Origin of the sequence: Pseudomonas asiatica (genome assembly GCF_009932335.1) — a bacterium.
GTDB lineage: Bacteria > Pseudomonadota > Gammaproteobacteria > Pseudomonadales > Pseudomonadaceae > Aquipseudomonas > Aquipseudomonas asiatica.
Genome location: NZ_BLJF01000001.1, coordinates 2,320,243 through 2,334,000, shown reverse-complemented (window position 1 = coordinate 2,334,000; position 13,758 = coordinate 2,320,243). Strand labels below are relative to the sequence as shown.

Annotated in this window: 9 protein-coding genes; 5 read left to right on the top strand and 4 right to left on the bottom strand. The window is 65.4% G+C overall.

Going from position 1 to position 13,758, the window contains the following annotated elements; all coding sequences use genetic code 11:
- Positions 1 to 123: 123 nt before the first annotated feature.
- Positions 124 to 1,617, bottom strand: coding sequence for an aldehyde dehydrogenase family protein (locus GYA95_RS10810; RefSeq protein WP_015270570.1), 1,494 nt, complete (start codon positions 1,615 to 1,617; stop codon positions 124 to 126).
- Positions 1,618 to 2,109: 492 nt separating this feature from the next.
- Here GYA95_RS10810 and peaA point away from each other — a divergent pair, with 492 nt between their 5' ends.
- The 5 genes from peaA to GYA95_RS10785 all read left to right on the top strand — a co-directional run bounded on the left by peaA (position 2,110) and on the right by GYA95_RS10785 (position 8,439).
- Positions 2,110 to 3,675, top strand: a complete 1,566-nt coding sequence (gene peaA, locus GYA95_RS10805; RefSeq protein WP_043936178.1) for a quinohemoprotein amine dehydrogenase subunit alpha — start codon at positions 2,110 to 2,112, stop codon at positions 3,673 to 3,675.
- Between the two features lie 49 nt (positions 3,676 to 3,724).
- Entirely contained in the window at positions 3,725 to 5,155 is a 1,431-nt protein-coding gene (gene peaB, locus GYA95_RS10800; protein WP_015270568.1) for a quinohemoprotein amine dehydrogenase maturation protein, read from the top strand.
- A gap of 1 nt (position 5,156) precedes the next feature.
- Positions 5,157 to 5,480: a quinohemoprotein amine dehydrogenase subunit gamma gene (gene qhpC, locus GYA95_RS10795; RefSeq protein ID WP_004375838.1), complete on the top strand. Its 324-nt coding sequence runs from the start codon at positions 5,157 to 5,159 to the stop codon at positions 5,478 to 5,480.
- A gap of 32 nt (positions 5,481 to 5,512) precedes the next feature.
- Complete coding sequence (peaD, locus tag GYA95_RS10790) at positions 5,513 to 6,634, top strand: quinohemoprotein amine dehydrogenase subunit beta (RefSeq protein WP_015270567.1); 1,122 nt, start codon at positions 5,513 to 5,515, stop codon at positions 6,632 to 6,634.
- Between the two features lie 131 nt (positions 6,635 to 6,765).
- A complete protein-coding gene (locus GYA95_RS10785) occupies positions 6,766 to 8,439 on the top strand; it encodes a fatty acid CoA ligase family protein (protein ID WP_015270566.1) in 1,674 nt (557 codons plus the stop codon).
- Between the two features lie 183 nt (positions 8,440 to 8,622).
- On the opposite strand, the gene mobA is transcribed toward GYA95_RS10785, so the two are convergent.
- The 3 genes from mobA to GYA95_RS10770 all read right to left on the bottom strand — a co-directional run bounded on the left by mobA (position 8,623) and on the right by GYA95_RS10770 (position 13,575).
- Positions 8,623 to 9,198 carry a molybdenum cofactor guanylyltransferase MobA gene (gene mobA / locus GYA95_RS10780; protein ID WP_015270565.1) on the bottom strand — a complete coding sequence of 192 codons (576 nt, stop codon included), beginning with the start codon at positions 9,196 to 9,198 and terminating at the stop codon, positions 8,623 to 8,625.
- A 61-nt stretch (positions 9,199 to 9,259) separates the two neighbouring features.
- The gene (locus GYA95_RS10775; protein WP_015270564.1) at positions 9,260 to 12,388 is read right to left on the bottom strand and encodes an efflux RND transporter permease subunit; all 3,129 of its coding nucleotides are present in this window, start codon (positions 12,386 to 12,388) and stop codon (positions 9,260 to 9,262) included.
- Positions 12,389 to 12,399: 11 nt separating this feature from the next.
- Positions 12,400 to 13,575, bottom strand: coding sequence for an efflux RND transporter periplasmic adaptor subunit (locus GYA95_RS10770; RefSeq protein ID WP_015270563.1), 1,176 nt, complete (start codon positions 13,573 to 13,575; stop codon positions 12,400 to 12,402).
- Positions 13,576 to 13,758: the final 183 nt, after the last annotated feature.

Below are 13,758 nucleotides of genomic sequence, written 5' to 3'. Positions count from 1 at the left end.
TTTTGTTGTTGTTCTCGGGTTGCCTGTGCCGGCGTCTTCGCAGCACAAGGCTGCTCCTACAAGGACCGCGCTACCTTTGTAGGAGCAGCCTTGTGCTGCGAAGAGGCCGGTACAGGAAAATGATCAGAGCTTGATCAACACCGATTTCAGCTCGGTGTAGTGGTCGATGGCAGCCGCCCCCATCTCACGGCCGACGCCGGACATCTTGTAGCCGCCAAAGGGCAAGGCAGGGTCGAGGGCGCTGTGGCAGTTGACCCACACCGACCCCGACTTGATGCGTGGGATCATCCGGTGCACGGCGGCCAGGTCGTTGGACCAGATGCTCGCACCCAGGCCATAGGGGTTGTCGTTGGCCATGCCGATCACTTCGTCGATGTCATCGAACGGCATCGCCACCAGCACCGGGCCGAAGATTTCTTCCTGCACCAGGCGGTGGCGCTGGTCGACATCGACGATCACTGTCGGCTTTACGAAATAGCCCGGCCCGAAGCCTTCGCCACCGCAGGCAATGGTCGCGCCCAGCTCGCGGCCAAGCTCGATGTAGCCGGTGACGCGGTCCTGCTGCTTGGCCGAGATCAGCGGACCCATCTGCACTGCCGGGTCCAGACCGCTGCCCAGCTTCATGCCGTTGGCGATGCCGGCGATGTCGGCCACCACGTTGTCGAAGTGCTTGCGGTGCACGTACAGGCGGGACCCGGCACAGCACACCTGGCCCTGGTTGAAGAAGATCGCCGTGGCCGCGCCGGCCGCGGCTTCCTGCAGGTTGGCGTCGGGCATGACGATGGTCGGCGACTTGCCGCCGAGTTCCAGGGTGACACGGGTCATGTTGTCCATGGCTGCCTTGCCGATCAGCTTGCCGACCTCGGTGGAGCCAGTGAAGGTCAGCTTGTCCACGCCGGGGTGGCGGCTGAGTGCGGCGCCGGCGTTCAGGCCGGTGCCGGTGACCACGTTGAACACACCTGCCGGGTAGCCGGCTTCGTCCACCAGCTCAGCCAGCTTGAGCACGCTCAGCGGTGTTTCGTCCGCGGGCTTGAGCACGACGGTGCAACCGGTAGCCAGGGCCGGGCCGAGCTTCCAGCAGGCCAGCAGCAACGGGAAGTTCCAGGCGACGATGGCGCCGACCACGCCCACTGCCTCGCGCCGCACGAAACCATGGAACTGGTCGTTGGGCATCAACGGCATCGAGGCTTCGACAGTGCTACCCTCGATCTTGGTGGCCCAGCCGGCCATGTAGCGCAGGAAGTCGATGGCCAGTTGCACGTCCATCACCTGGGCAACGGCGGCGCTCTTGCCGTTGTTCAGGCATTCCAGTTCGGCCAGCTGGCGGGCGTCGCGCTCCATCAGGTCGGCCAGGCGCCACAGCAGGTTCTGCCGTTCGCGTGGGCGCAGGCGGCTCCACGGCGAATCGTCGAAGGCCTGGCGAGCGGCGCGCACCGCGCGGTCGACATCTTCGGCCTCGGCGGCGGGCACTTCACCCAGTACCTCGCCAGTGGCCGGGTTGCGGAACGACAGGGTGCGACCGCTGGCGGCGTCCTGCCAGTCGGCGCCGATGCGCATCTTCAGCTTGCGTTCGAGAAAGGCGCGGGTGGCGGGCAGGATGGGCAGTTCGGAAAGCATGGGACGGTGCCTCTTGTCATTGGATGTGACAGGCATAGGCGCAATGGGCGTGCCAAGGTCGGTAGATGGCCGCAAGCCGTTGAACGGGTTGGGTTTTGTCCTGGTGCAAGGTTGGGATTGCAGGGCTGCGCTGTTGCACATTGAGACGGTGTGAGACGGTGGTGAAACAGTAAAAGCGGGGGCCGCTGTGCGGCCCTTTCGCGACACAAGGCCGCTCCTACAGGCCGTACGCGATCCCTTGTAGGAGCGGCCTTGTGTCGCGAAAGGCCTGCGCAGCAGGCCCAGTGTCTCAAGGTGAAACACTCAGTCGCGGAATGGGACGCTCAAAGAAGCTGTCCTTGCATTGCCATTATCCGGTAATTGTCCTCAATGGCTTGATTTAAAACACTTTTACAGCACCTGGCACAGTTCCTGTATCGCAACCGTCACATGCACACCTGCTGTACCAAAGCGTGCGAAAACGATAAGAACAACAACCGTGGAGGTCTGACCTTGAAGACGACTCGACTCCGGCGGCATGCGGGCAAACTGGCGCTGGTCGCCGCCGCGCTGCTGAGCACCCAGGCCATGGCGGCCGAGCAGGGCCCGAGCCTGTTGCAGAACAAGTGCATGGGGTGCCATATCCCCGAAGGCAACGACACCTACAGCCGCATCAGCCACCAGCGCAAGACGCCGGAAGGCTGGCTGATGAGCATCGCCCGCATGCAGGTGATGCACGGCCTGCAGATCAGCGACGACGACCGCCGCACCCTGGTCAAGTACCTGGCCGACAAGCAGGGCCTGGCGCCCAGCGAAACCGATGGCGTGCGGTATGCCATGGAGCGCCGGCTGAACACCGTCGAGCAGTTCGACACCCAGCTCAGCGAAACCTGTGGCCGTTGCCACTCCGGTGCCCGTGTCGCCTTGCAGCGGCGCCCGGCCAAGGAGTGGGAGCACCTGGTCAACTTCCATCTCGGCCAGTGGCCGTCCCTCGAATACCAGGCCCAGGCGCGTGACCGCGACTGGCTGCCGATCGCCCTGCAACAAGTGGTGCCGGACCTGGCCAAGCGCTACCCGCTGGAAAGCGCGGCGTGGGCCGAATGGCAGAAAGCCAGGCCCAAGGCCGATGCGCTGCCGGGCCAGTGGGCATTCAGCGGCCACATGCTGGCCAAGGGCGATGTGCGCGGGGTGATGAGCGTCACGCCTGACCAGGGTGACACCTTCAAGGTCGAGGTCAAGGGCGCTTATGCCGACGGCACGCCGTTCAATGGCAGCGGTTCGGCGATCCTCTACAACGGCTATGAATGGCGTGGCAACGTCAAGGTCGGCGACGCCAACCTGCGCCAGGTGTTCGCCGCGCTGGATGGCGAAATGAAGGGCCGCATGTTCGAGGCCGAGCACGACGAGCGTGGCCTGGACTTCACCGCAGTGAAGGAGGGCAAGGCGCGCCTGCTGGCGGTACAACCGGCATTCATCAAGGCCGGTGGCGAAAGCGAGATCACCCTGGTCGGCAGCGGCCTGGCCGGCAAACCGGACCTGGGCGCTGGCGTGGAAGTGACCGAGGTACTGGAGCAGACCCCAACCCTGGTACGGGTGAAGGCCCGCGCCGCGGCCGATGCCAGGCCTGGCCAGCGCGAAGTCGCCGTAGGGGCGCTCAAGGGCGTCAACCTGGCGGTGTACGACAAGGTCGAGGAAGTGAAAGTGGTGCCGGCGTTCTCCATCGCCCGCATCGGTGAAAACGGCGCCTCGGTGCCCAAGGTGCAGGGCCGCTTCGAGGCCGAAGCCTGGGGCAAGGACGCCAATGGCCAGCCGCTGCGCATCGGCTACCTGCCGGCCAGCTGGAAGGTCGAGCCGTTCAACGAGCGTGCGATCGAGGACGAGGACGTGAAGTTCGCCGGGAAGATGCAGGCCGATGGCGTGTTCGTGCCAGGCGGCGCCGGCCCCAACCCGGAGCGCAAGATGATGACCAACAACGCCGGCAACCTGAAGGTCATCGCCACCCTGGCCGACGGTGGCCAGACTGGCGAGGGGCACATGATCGTCACCGTACAGCGCTGGAACAACCCGCCGCTGCCGTAACGGCAGGGGGCTTACGGTTTTCCAACGGATCGATTATCGGGAGGTCGCCATGGGCGCGCTACTGAACCTGGTCGAACGCAACCTGCATGAAGTGCAGGTCGACGCCGACCGCATGCTGTTCCATATCCCCAGCAGTTCGCTGTTCACCGCCGACGCGGTGACCGGCGGCATCATCGACACCCTGCGCCAGCAAGGCTGCTCGGCCGAGGAGCTGATGCAGCGCCTTGGCCAGCGGTTTGCCGGCAGCGATATCCAGGACACCCTGCGCGAGCTGATCGCGCTGGAACTGGTCAGCGACGGCTCGCCGCTGACCCCGGAAATCGCCCTCAAGCAGGTCGAGCGCACGGCGCTGAACACCGTGGTGCTCAACGTCAACACCGGCTGCAACCTCAGCTGCACCTACTGCTACAAGGAAGACCTGGACAAACCGTCCGCGGGCAAGAAGATGAGTACTGCCACCGCCGAGGCTTCGGTGGAGATGCTGCTCAAGGAGTCGCCCGACGAGCAGCGCTACAGCGTGGTGTTCTTCGGTGGCGAGCCGCTGTCCAACCGGCCACTGATCGAGCACATGGTCGCCTACTGCGAGCGGCGCTTCGCCGAGGCGGGCAAGCAGGTGGAGTTCATCATGACCACCAATGCCACCTTGCTCAACGAAGAGATCGTCGACTGGCTCAATGCCCATCGCTTCGGCCTGTCGATCAGCATCGACGGCCCCAAGACCGTGCACGACCGCAACCGCATCACCGTGGGCGGGCAGGGCACCTATGACGTGGTGCGGCGCAAGGTCGACATGCTGCTGTCGCGCTACCACAGCCGCCCGGTGGGCGCGCGGGTCACGCTGACCCGTGGCATCACCGATGTCGAGACCATCTGGAACCACCTGTTCAACGAACTGGGCTTCGCTGAAGTCGGCTTTGCCCCGGTCACCTCCGGCGACATGGCCAACTTCAACCTCACGGGCGAAGAGCTGGTGCAGGTGTTCGCCAACATGAAGGCGCTGGGCCGGCGTTACCTGGAGGCTGCGCTGGAGCACCGCAACATCGGCTTCTCCAACCTGCACCAGCTGATCACCGACATCCACGAAGGCCACAAGAAGGCCCTGCCGTGCGGCGCCGGGCTGAAGATGCTGGCCGTGGACCATGAGGGCGAGTTGAACCTGTGCCACCGCTTCACCGGCTCCAGCCTGCCGACCTTCGGCAATGTGCACCAGGGCGTGAAGCAGGCGCAGCTCAACGACTTCCTGTCGCAGCGCCTGGACCGCAGCAACACCGGCTGCGACAGCTGCCGCATCCGCAACCTGTGCTCCGGCGGCTGCTACCACGAAAGCTATGCCCGCTATGGCGACCCGCAGCACCCGACCTACCACTATTGCGAACTGATGCGCGACTGGGTCGACTTCGGCATCGAAGTCTACAGCCGCATCATGGCCGCCAACCCGGCCTTCATCGATCGCTACATCACCCCGCGGAAGGCGCACTGACATGAAGCACTTGAAGCCCCTGAACAACAAGGCGCGCATCCTCGAGCAGGCCGCCGCCGAAGACCGCGTCGAAGAAGTCATGGCCATGAGCGCAGTGGCGGGCTGCACCGCCACCACCGACCCGGGCTGGGAAGTGGACGCCTTTGGTGGCGTGAGCTCGCTGTGCCAGCCGATGGAGGCCGACCTGTATGGCTGCTCCGACCCTTGCTGGTGGCCGGCCCAGGTGCCGGACATGATGAGCACCTACCAGGACTGGAACGCCCAGGCGAGCAACTCGGCGGAAGACTGGCGCAACCTCGGCACCGTGTTCCCGAAAGACAAGTGACCGGCCCAACAAGAATGACAAGGGGAAACCGCATGAAAGCTGGACGCTGCGCGTCACTCGCGCTCACCATCGCCGCCACGGCCTGTGCCGGGCTGGTACAGGCCGCCGACACCGGGCCGGCGCTGAAGGCTGGCCACGAATACATGATCGTGACCAACTACCCGAACAACCTGCACGTGGTCGATGTGGCCAGTGACACGGTGTACAAGAGCTGCGTGATGCCCGACAAGTTCGGCCCCGGCACCGCGATGATGGCGCCGGACAACCGCACCGCCTACGTGCTCAACAACCACTACGGCGACATCTACGGCATCGACCTGGACACCTGCAAGAACACCTTCCACGCCAACCTGTCCAGTGTGCCGGGTGAGGTGGGCCGGTCGATGTACTCGTTCGCCATCAGCCCGGACGGCAAGGAAGTGTACGCCACGGTCAACCCCACCCAGCGCCTGAACGACCACTACGTGGTCAAGCCACCGCGGCTGGAAGTGTTCAGCACCGCCGATGGCCTGGAGGCCAAGCCGGTGCGCACCTTCCCGATGCCGCGCCAGGTGTACCTGATGCGTGCGGCGGACGATGGCAGCCTGTACGTCGCCGGGCCGGACATCTACAAGATGGACGTGAAGACCGGCAAGTACACGGTGGCCTTGCCGCTACGCAACTGGAACCGCAAAGGCTACAGCGCCCCGGACGTGCTGTACTTCTGGCCGCACCAGAGCCCGCGCCACGAGTTTTCGATGCTGTACACCATTGCCAGGTTCAAGGATGACAAGCAGGACCCGGCCACCGCCGATCTGCTGTATGGCTACCTGAGCGTCGACCTGAAGACCGGCAAGACCCACACCCAGGAATTTGCCGACCTGACCGAGCTGTACTTCACCGGGCTGCGTTCGCCGAAAGACCCGAACCAGATCTACGGCGTGCTCAACCGCCTGGCCAAGTACGACCTCAAACAGCGCAAGCTGATCAAGGCGGCGAATCTGGACCACACTTACTACTGCGTGGCCTTCGACAAGAAAGGCGACAAGTTGTACCTGGGCGGCACCTTCAATGACCTGGCGGTGTTCAACCCGGATACGCTGGAGAAAGTGAAGAACATCAAGTTGCCGGGTGGGGACATGTCCACCACCACGCCGCAGGTGTTCATCCGTTAGCTCCAGGATGGCTTCACTGGCCTCTTCGCAGCACAAGGCTGCTCCTACAGGCTACTGCGCTCCAATGTAGGAGCAGCCTTGTGCTGCGAAGAGGCCCGCTCAATCAACACAAGAACAACAAGAGACCGCCCATGCCCCAGCCAAGCTACTCCCAGGGCAACCAGGACAAACCCCTGCTTACCCAGTGCATCGGCGACGCCTTCGACACCACCGTCGCCCGCTTCCCCGACCGTGACGCCCTGGTCGTCCGCCACCAGGCCCTGCGCTACACCTGGCAGCAGCTGGCCGACGCGGTCGACCAGCACGCCCGTGCGCTGATGGCCCTGGGCGTGCAGCCCGGTGACCGCCTCGGTATCTGGGCACCCAACTGCGCAGAGTGGTGCATCACCCAGTTCGCCAGCGCCAAGGTGGGCGCGATCCTGGTCAACATCAACCCGGCCTACCGCTCCAGCGAACTGGACTACGCCCTCGGCCAGTCCGGCTGCCGCTGGGTGATCTGCGCCGACGCGTTCAAGACATCCGACTACCACGCCATGTTGCTGGGCCTGGTTCCGGGCCTGGCCAGCAGCCAGCCGGGCGCCCTGATCTGCGAACGCTTCCCCGAACTGCGTGGTGTGGTCAGCCTGGCCGCTGCGCCACCAGCGGGCTTTCTCGCCTGGCACGACCTGCAGGCCCGTGCCGCGGCCGTCAGCCGCGAAGCCCTTGCCGAGCGCCAGGCGCAGCTGCGCTGCGACGACCCGATCAATATCCAGTACACCTCGGGCACCACCGGCTTCCCGAAAGGCGCCACCCTCAGCCACAGCAACATCCTCAACAACGGCTACATGGTCGGTGAAAGCCTGGGCCTGACCGAGCATGACCGGCTGGTGGTGCCGGTGCCGCTGTACCACTGCTTTGGCATGGTCATGGCCAACCTCGGCTGCATGACCCACGGCAGCACCCTGATCTACCCCAACGACGCCTTCGACCCATTGGCCACCCTGCGTGCGGTGGCGGAAGAAAAGGCCACTGCCTTGTACGGTGTGCCGACCATGTTCATTGCCGAACTGGACCACCCGCAGCGTGACGAGTTCGACCTGTCCAGCCTGCGCACCGGGATCATGGCCGGCGCCACCTGCCCGATCGAAGTGATGCGCCGGGTTATCGGCGAGATGCACATGGCCGAGGTGCAGATTGCCTACGGTATGACCGAAACCAGCCCGGTGTCGCTGCAGACCGGCGCCAGCGACGACCTGGAGCGCCGCGTGACCAGCGTCGGGCGCACCCAGCCAAGGCTGGAGAACAAGGTGATTGATGCCGATGGCAACACGCTGCCGCGGGGCGAGATCGGCGAATTGTGCACGCGGGGTTACAGCGTGATGCTGGGCTATTGGAACAACCCCAAGGCCACGGCCGAAAGCATCGATGAGGAAGGCTGGATGCACACCGGCGACCTGGCGGTGATGGACGAGCAGGGCTATGTGCGTATTGTCGGGCGCAGCAAGGACATGATCATTCGCGGCGGCGAGAACATCTACCCGCGCGAGCTGGAGGAGTTCTTCTTCACCCACCCGGCGGTGGCCGATGTGCAGGTGATTGGCGTGCCGTGCAGCAAGTACGGTGAAGAGATCGTGGCCTGGGTGCGGCTTCATCCGGGGCATACGGCCAGCGCGGAGGAACTGCGCGATTGGGCGAAGGCGCGGATCGCACACTTCAAGGTGCCCCGGTACTTCCGCTTTGTCGATGAGTTCCCGATGACGGTGACCGGCAAGGTGCAGAAGTTCCGCATGCGCGAGATCAGTGTCGAGGAGCTGTTTGCCGGGTAAATCACCCATTGAAAAGGAAGTGGGCCCCTGTAGGAGCGGCCTTGTGTCGCGAAAGGGCTGCAGAGCAGCCCCGGCAATTTGTGCATCTGCGCCGAAATCCCGGGGCCGCTTTGCGGCCCTTTCGCGACACAAGGCCGCTCCTACAAGGACCGCGCAGGGCTGATGGTCAGGCAGCAGATGACCTCAGCCCTGCAGCAACTCCGGGCTGTTGAAGTTGCTCAACCTGCGATCATCGTCGGCACATTCCAGCCCCTGCACCGCTTCACGCAGCAAGGCCTTCTGCAAACTCCGCTCGCCCGTCGCCCAGGCCTGCTCCAGCACCGGCAACACCCGGCGTGGCAGCACGCTGAACATCGGCTGCCAGTACCCACCCTGGCGCACCATGGCCGCACTGTCACCCGCCACCGCCAGGTGCAGCAGGTCCTCGATCAACCCCCGGTCAACCAGCGGTGCATCACAGGCCAGCAGCACCACCCATTCATGCCGCGCCACCTTGAGCCCGGCAATCACCCCCGCCAACGGCCCGGGGTAGTCCGCCTCGGCATCGCCGACCAACTGGTCGGCATACGCCCGGTAGGCCTGCTGGTTACGGTTGCAGGAAATCACCAGGTCATCGCTGAGCGGCCGTACCACGCGCTGCACATGCGCCACCAGCGGTTCGCCCTGCCAGTCGACCAGGCCCTTGTCGCGGCCGCCCATGCGCTGGCCGCGGCCACCGGCGAGAATGAGGATGGAGCAGGGGGGCAGGGCATCAGGCATGAAAAAGGGTTCCGGGCAGTCAATGCCGGGAACCCTCCCATTTCACGCGGGGCTTGTCCAGTCAGCTGTCGCTGGTCACGGCCTGCGTGTCGGCATTACCCGCCTGGCGTCGCCCGGCAAGGCGCATCACCACCACGAAGAACACCGGCACGAACACCACGGCCAGGGTGGCGCTGAGCATGCCGCCGATCACCCCGGTACCGATCGCCTTCTGGCTGGCCGAGCTGGCGCCGCTGGCAATGGCCAGTGGCACCACGCCCAGGATGAACGCCAGCGAGGTCATCACGATCGGGCGCAGGCGCAGGCGCGCGGCCTGCACGGCGGCGTCGGCAGCATCCACGCCCTGGTCGACCAGGCTCTTGGCAAACTCGATGATCAGGATGGCGTTCTTCGCCGACAGGCCGATCAGCGTGATCAGGCCGACCTTGAAGAACACGTCGTTGGGCATGCCGCGCAGGGTCACCGCCAGCACCGCACCGAGCACGCCCAGCGGTACTACCAGCAGAACTGCGGTGGGGATCGACCAGCTTTCGTACAGCGCTGCCAGGCACAGGAACACCACCAGCAACGACAGCGCCATCAGCATCGGTGCCTGGCTGCCGGACAGCCGCTCCTGCAGCGACAGGCCAGTCCATTCCAGGCCGGCACCGGCCGGCAGCTGGGCCACCAGGCGCTCGATCTCGGCCATGGCTTCGCCCGAACTGTAGCCGGCTGCCGGTTCGCCGGAAATCGACACCGCCGGGTAGCCGTTGTAGCGGGTCAGTTGCACCGGGCCGCTGACCCACCTGGCCTGGACGAAGGCGCCCAGTGGCACCATCTTGCCGCTGTCGTTGCGCACGTGGATCTTCAGCAGGTCTTCGACCTGGCTGCGCTGGTCGCCTTCGGCCTGCACCACCACCCGCTGCATGCGGCCCTGGTTGGGGAAGTCGTTGACGTAGCTGGAACCCACGGCCACGTCCAGCACCGAACCGATATCGGCAAACGATACGCCCAGGGCGTTGGCCTGGCGGCGGTCGATTTCCAGTTGTACCTGCGGGCTTTCCGCCAGCGAGGCTTCGCGCACGTTGGTCAGCACCTTGCTTTTGCCGGCATTTGCCAGCAGTTCGTCGCGGGCGGCCATCAGCTCGGCGTGGCCCATGCCGCCGCGGTCCTGCAGGCGGAACTCGAAGCCGGTCGACTCGCCAAGGCCGTCGATTGGCGGTGGCAGCACGGAATAGGCCACGGCGTCCTTGAGCTGGGTAAAGGCCATGGTCGCGCGGTCGGCGATCGACTGGGCGCTGTCGTCGGCACCGCGCTCGGACCAGTCCTTGAGCGTGGTGAAAGCCAGCGCTGCGTTCTGCCCGCTGCCCGAGAAGCTGAAACCCAGGATCAAGGTGGTGTTACCCACGCCGGGCTCTTCGGCGTTGTGCGCCTCGATCTGTGCCGCCACCTGCTCGGTGCGCATGCGGCTGGCGCCCGGCGGCAGCTGGATATCGGTGATGGTGTAGCCCTGGTCTTCGGTGGGCAGGAACGCCGTGGGCAGCTGGCTGAAGCCATAACCCAGCACCGCCAGCAGCAACGCGTATACCAGCAGGTAGCGGCCGCTGCGCTTGAGCGCCTGCACCACCCAGCGCTGGTAACCGTTGCTCATGCCCTCGAAGCGCCGGTTGAACCAGCCGAAGAAGCCCTTGCGTTCGTGGTGCTCGCCCTTGGCCACCGGCTTGAGCAGGGTGGCACACAGCGCCGGGGTCAGGCTGAGGGCGAGGAACGCCGAGAACAGGATCGACACTGCCATCGACAGCGAGAACTGCTGGTAGATCACGCCCACCGAGCCTTGCATGAAGGCCATGGGCAGGAACACCGCCACCAGCACCAGGGTAATGCCGACGATCGCGCCGCTGATCTGGCCCATCGCCTTGCGCGTGGCCTCCTTGGGCGGCAGGCCTTCCTCGGCCATGATCCGCTCGACGTTTTCCACCACCACGATGGCGTCGTCGACCAGGATGCCGATGGCCAGCACCATGCCGAACAGGGTCAGCACGTTGACCGAGAAGCCCATGGCCAGCATCACGGCGAAGGTGCCCATCAGGGCCACCGGCACCACCAGGGTCGGGATCAGGGTGTAGCGCAGGTTCTGCAGGAACAGGAACATCACCGCGAACACCAGCAGCATGGCTTCGAACAGGGTGTTGATGACCTGCTCGATCGACACCTTGACGAATGGCGAGGTGTCGTAGGGGATGTCGTACTTGACGCCTTCGGGGAAGTAGCGCGCCAGGTCCTGCATCTTCGCCCGCACCAGGGTGGCGGTTTCCATGGCGTTGGCGCCCGGCGACAGCTGCACGCTGAAGGCGGTGGCCGGCTTGCCGTTCAGGCGCGTGCCGTACTGGTATTCCTGGGCACCGATCTCGACCCGGGCGACATCGCCGATGGTCACCGTGGAACCGTCCGGGTTGGCACGCAGGACAATCCCGGCGAACTCCTCGGGGGTGCTCAGCTGACCCTTGACCACCACGTTGGCGGTGATTTCCTGAGTGCCACGGGTGGGCAGGTCACCAATGCTGCCGGGTGCCACCTGGGCGTTCTGCGCGGCGATGGCCTCGGCCACGTCGTTGGGCGTGAGGTTGAAGCCGATCAGCTTGCGCGGGTCGATCCAGATGCGCATGGCGCGTTCCGAACCGTACAGCTGGGCCTTGCCGACGCCCTTGAGGCGGCGGATCTCGTCCATCACGTTGCGCGCAAGGATATCCGACAGGGCGGTTTCGTCGAGCTTGCCGTCTTCGGAGGTGAGGGTGGCCAGCAGCAGGAAGCCGGTGGAGACCTTTTCCACCTGCAGGCCTTGCTGGGTCACCGGGCGCGGCAGGCGCGACTCGACCACCTTCAGGCGGTTCTGCACGTCGACCTGGGCCAGGTCCGGGTTGGTGCCCGGGGCGAAGGTGGCGGTGATGGTGGCGCTGCCCAGGCTGCTCTGCGACTCGAAGTACAGCAGGTTGTCGGCGCCGTTGAGCTCCTGCTCGATCAGGCTGACCACGCTCTCGTCCATGGTCGCCGCCGAGGCGCCCGGGTACACGGCGTAGATTTCCACCTGCGGCGGGGCCACGTTGGGGTACTGGGCCACCGGCAGCTGCGGGATGGCCAGGGCACCGGCCAGCAGGATGAACAGGGCGACCACCCAGGCGAATACCGGGCGGTCGATGAAGAATTGCGGCATGAATCAGGCCCTCACTGGCCAGTGTGCTGTGCGATGGGCGATGCCCCTGATGCGTTGTCGACCTGCACCTGGTCACCGGCCTTGACGTGTTGCAGGCCCTCCACCACCACCCGTTCGCCGGGGGCCAGGCCTTCGCTGACGATCCAGCGGTCGCCCTGGGCGCTGCCCAGTACTACCTGGCGGTCGCTGACCCGGGCCTGCGGGTCGACCACCAGCACCTTGGGCACGCCAGCGCTGTCGCGCAGGATGGCGCGCTGCGGCACGCTCAGGCCCTTGGGCTGCACGGCCTGCTCGAGGCGCACGCGCACGTAGCTGCCTGGCAGCAGGTCGAGGTCCGGGTTGGGGAACTCACTGCGCAGGGTGATCTGGTTGGTGCTGGGGTCGACGCTGATGTCGGAGAACAGCAGTTTGCCCGGCAACGGGTAGGTGCTGCCATCGTCCTGGATCAGCGTGGCCCGGGCCTGGCCGTCGCCCACCTGCTGCAGCTCGCCGGCACGCATGGCGCGGCGCAGGGCGTTGAGCTCGCGGGTCGACTGGGTGACATCGGCGTGGATCGGGTCCAGCTGCTGGATGGTCGCCAGGGGCGTGGTCTCGTTCTGCCCGACCAGCGCACCTTCGGTGACCTGTGCGCGCCCGATACGGCCGGAAATCGGAGCCGTCACGGTGGCGTAGCCGAGGTTCAGGCGGGCGCGTTCCAGGGCGGCCCTGGCCTCGGCCACTGCGGCATCGGCCTGCAGGTAGCTGGCCTTGGCGTTGTCGTATTCCTGGCGGCTGACGGCCTTGTCGTCGACCAGTTCGCGGTAGCGCTGCTCCTGCAGGCGTGCCTGGTACAGGGTGGCCTCGGCCTTGGCCAGGGTGGCGCGGGCGCTGTCGTGGTCGGCCTTGAACGGTGCCGGGTCGATCAGGAACAGCACATCGCCCTGCTTGACGTCGCTGCCTTCGCGATACACCCGCTTGAGCACAACGCCCGCGACACGTGCTCGCACTTCGGCGGTGCGCGGCGCGAGGATACGGCCGCTGAGCTCACTGCTGATGGCCAGTGGCTGCAGTTGCAGGGTTTCCACCCGCACTTGCGGGGTGGGGGCCTGTTCTTCCTGTTCGGCGCTGTCGTCGCAGCCGGCCAGGGACAGGCTCAGGAGCGCCAGAAGCGCCAACGGGCGCAAGCGTGGGGGGAGGGTAGTAGACATACGGATCTTCCGATGATGACCGCCGGTATGCTACGGCAGGCGTTCCTTGCGTGGCTGTTAATACCTGTAGGACGAGTGTGAAAAAGTGTGAAGAACAATCCTGTCTGCCTGTAGTGTTCTATATCCTGAGTATTCCTGTACCGGCCTCTTCGCGGGCTTGCCCGCTCCCACAGGGACTGCACA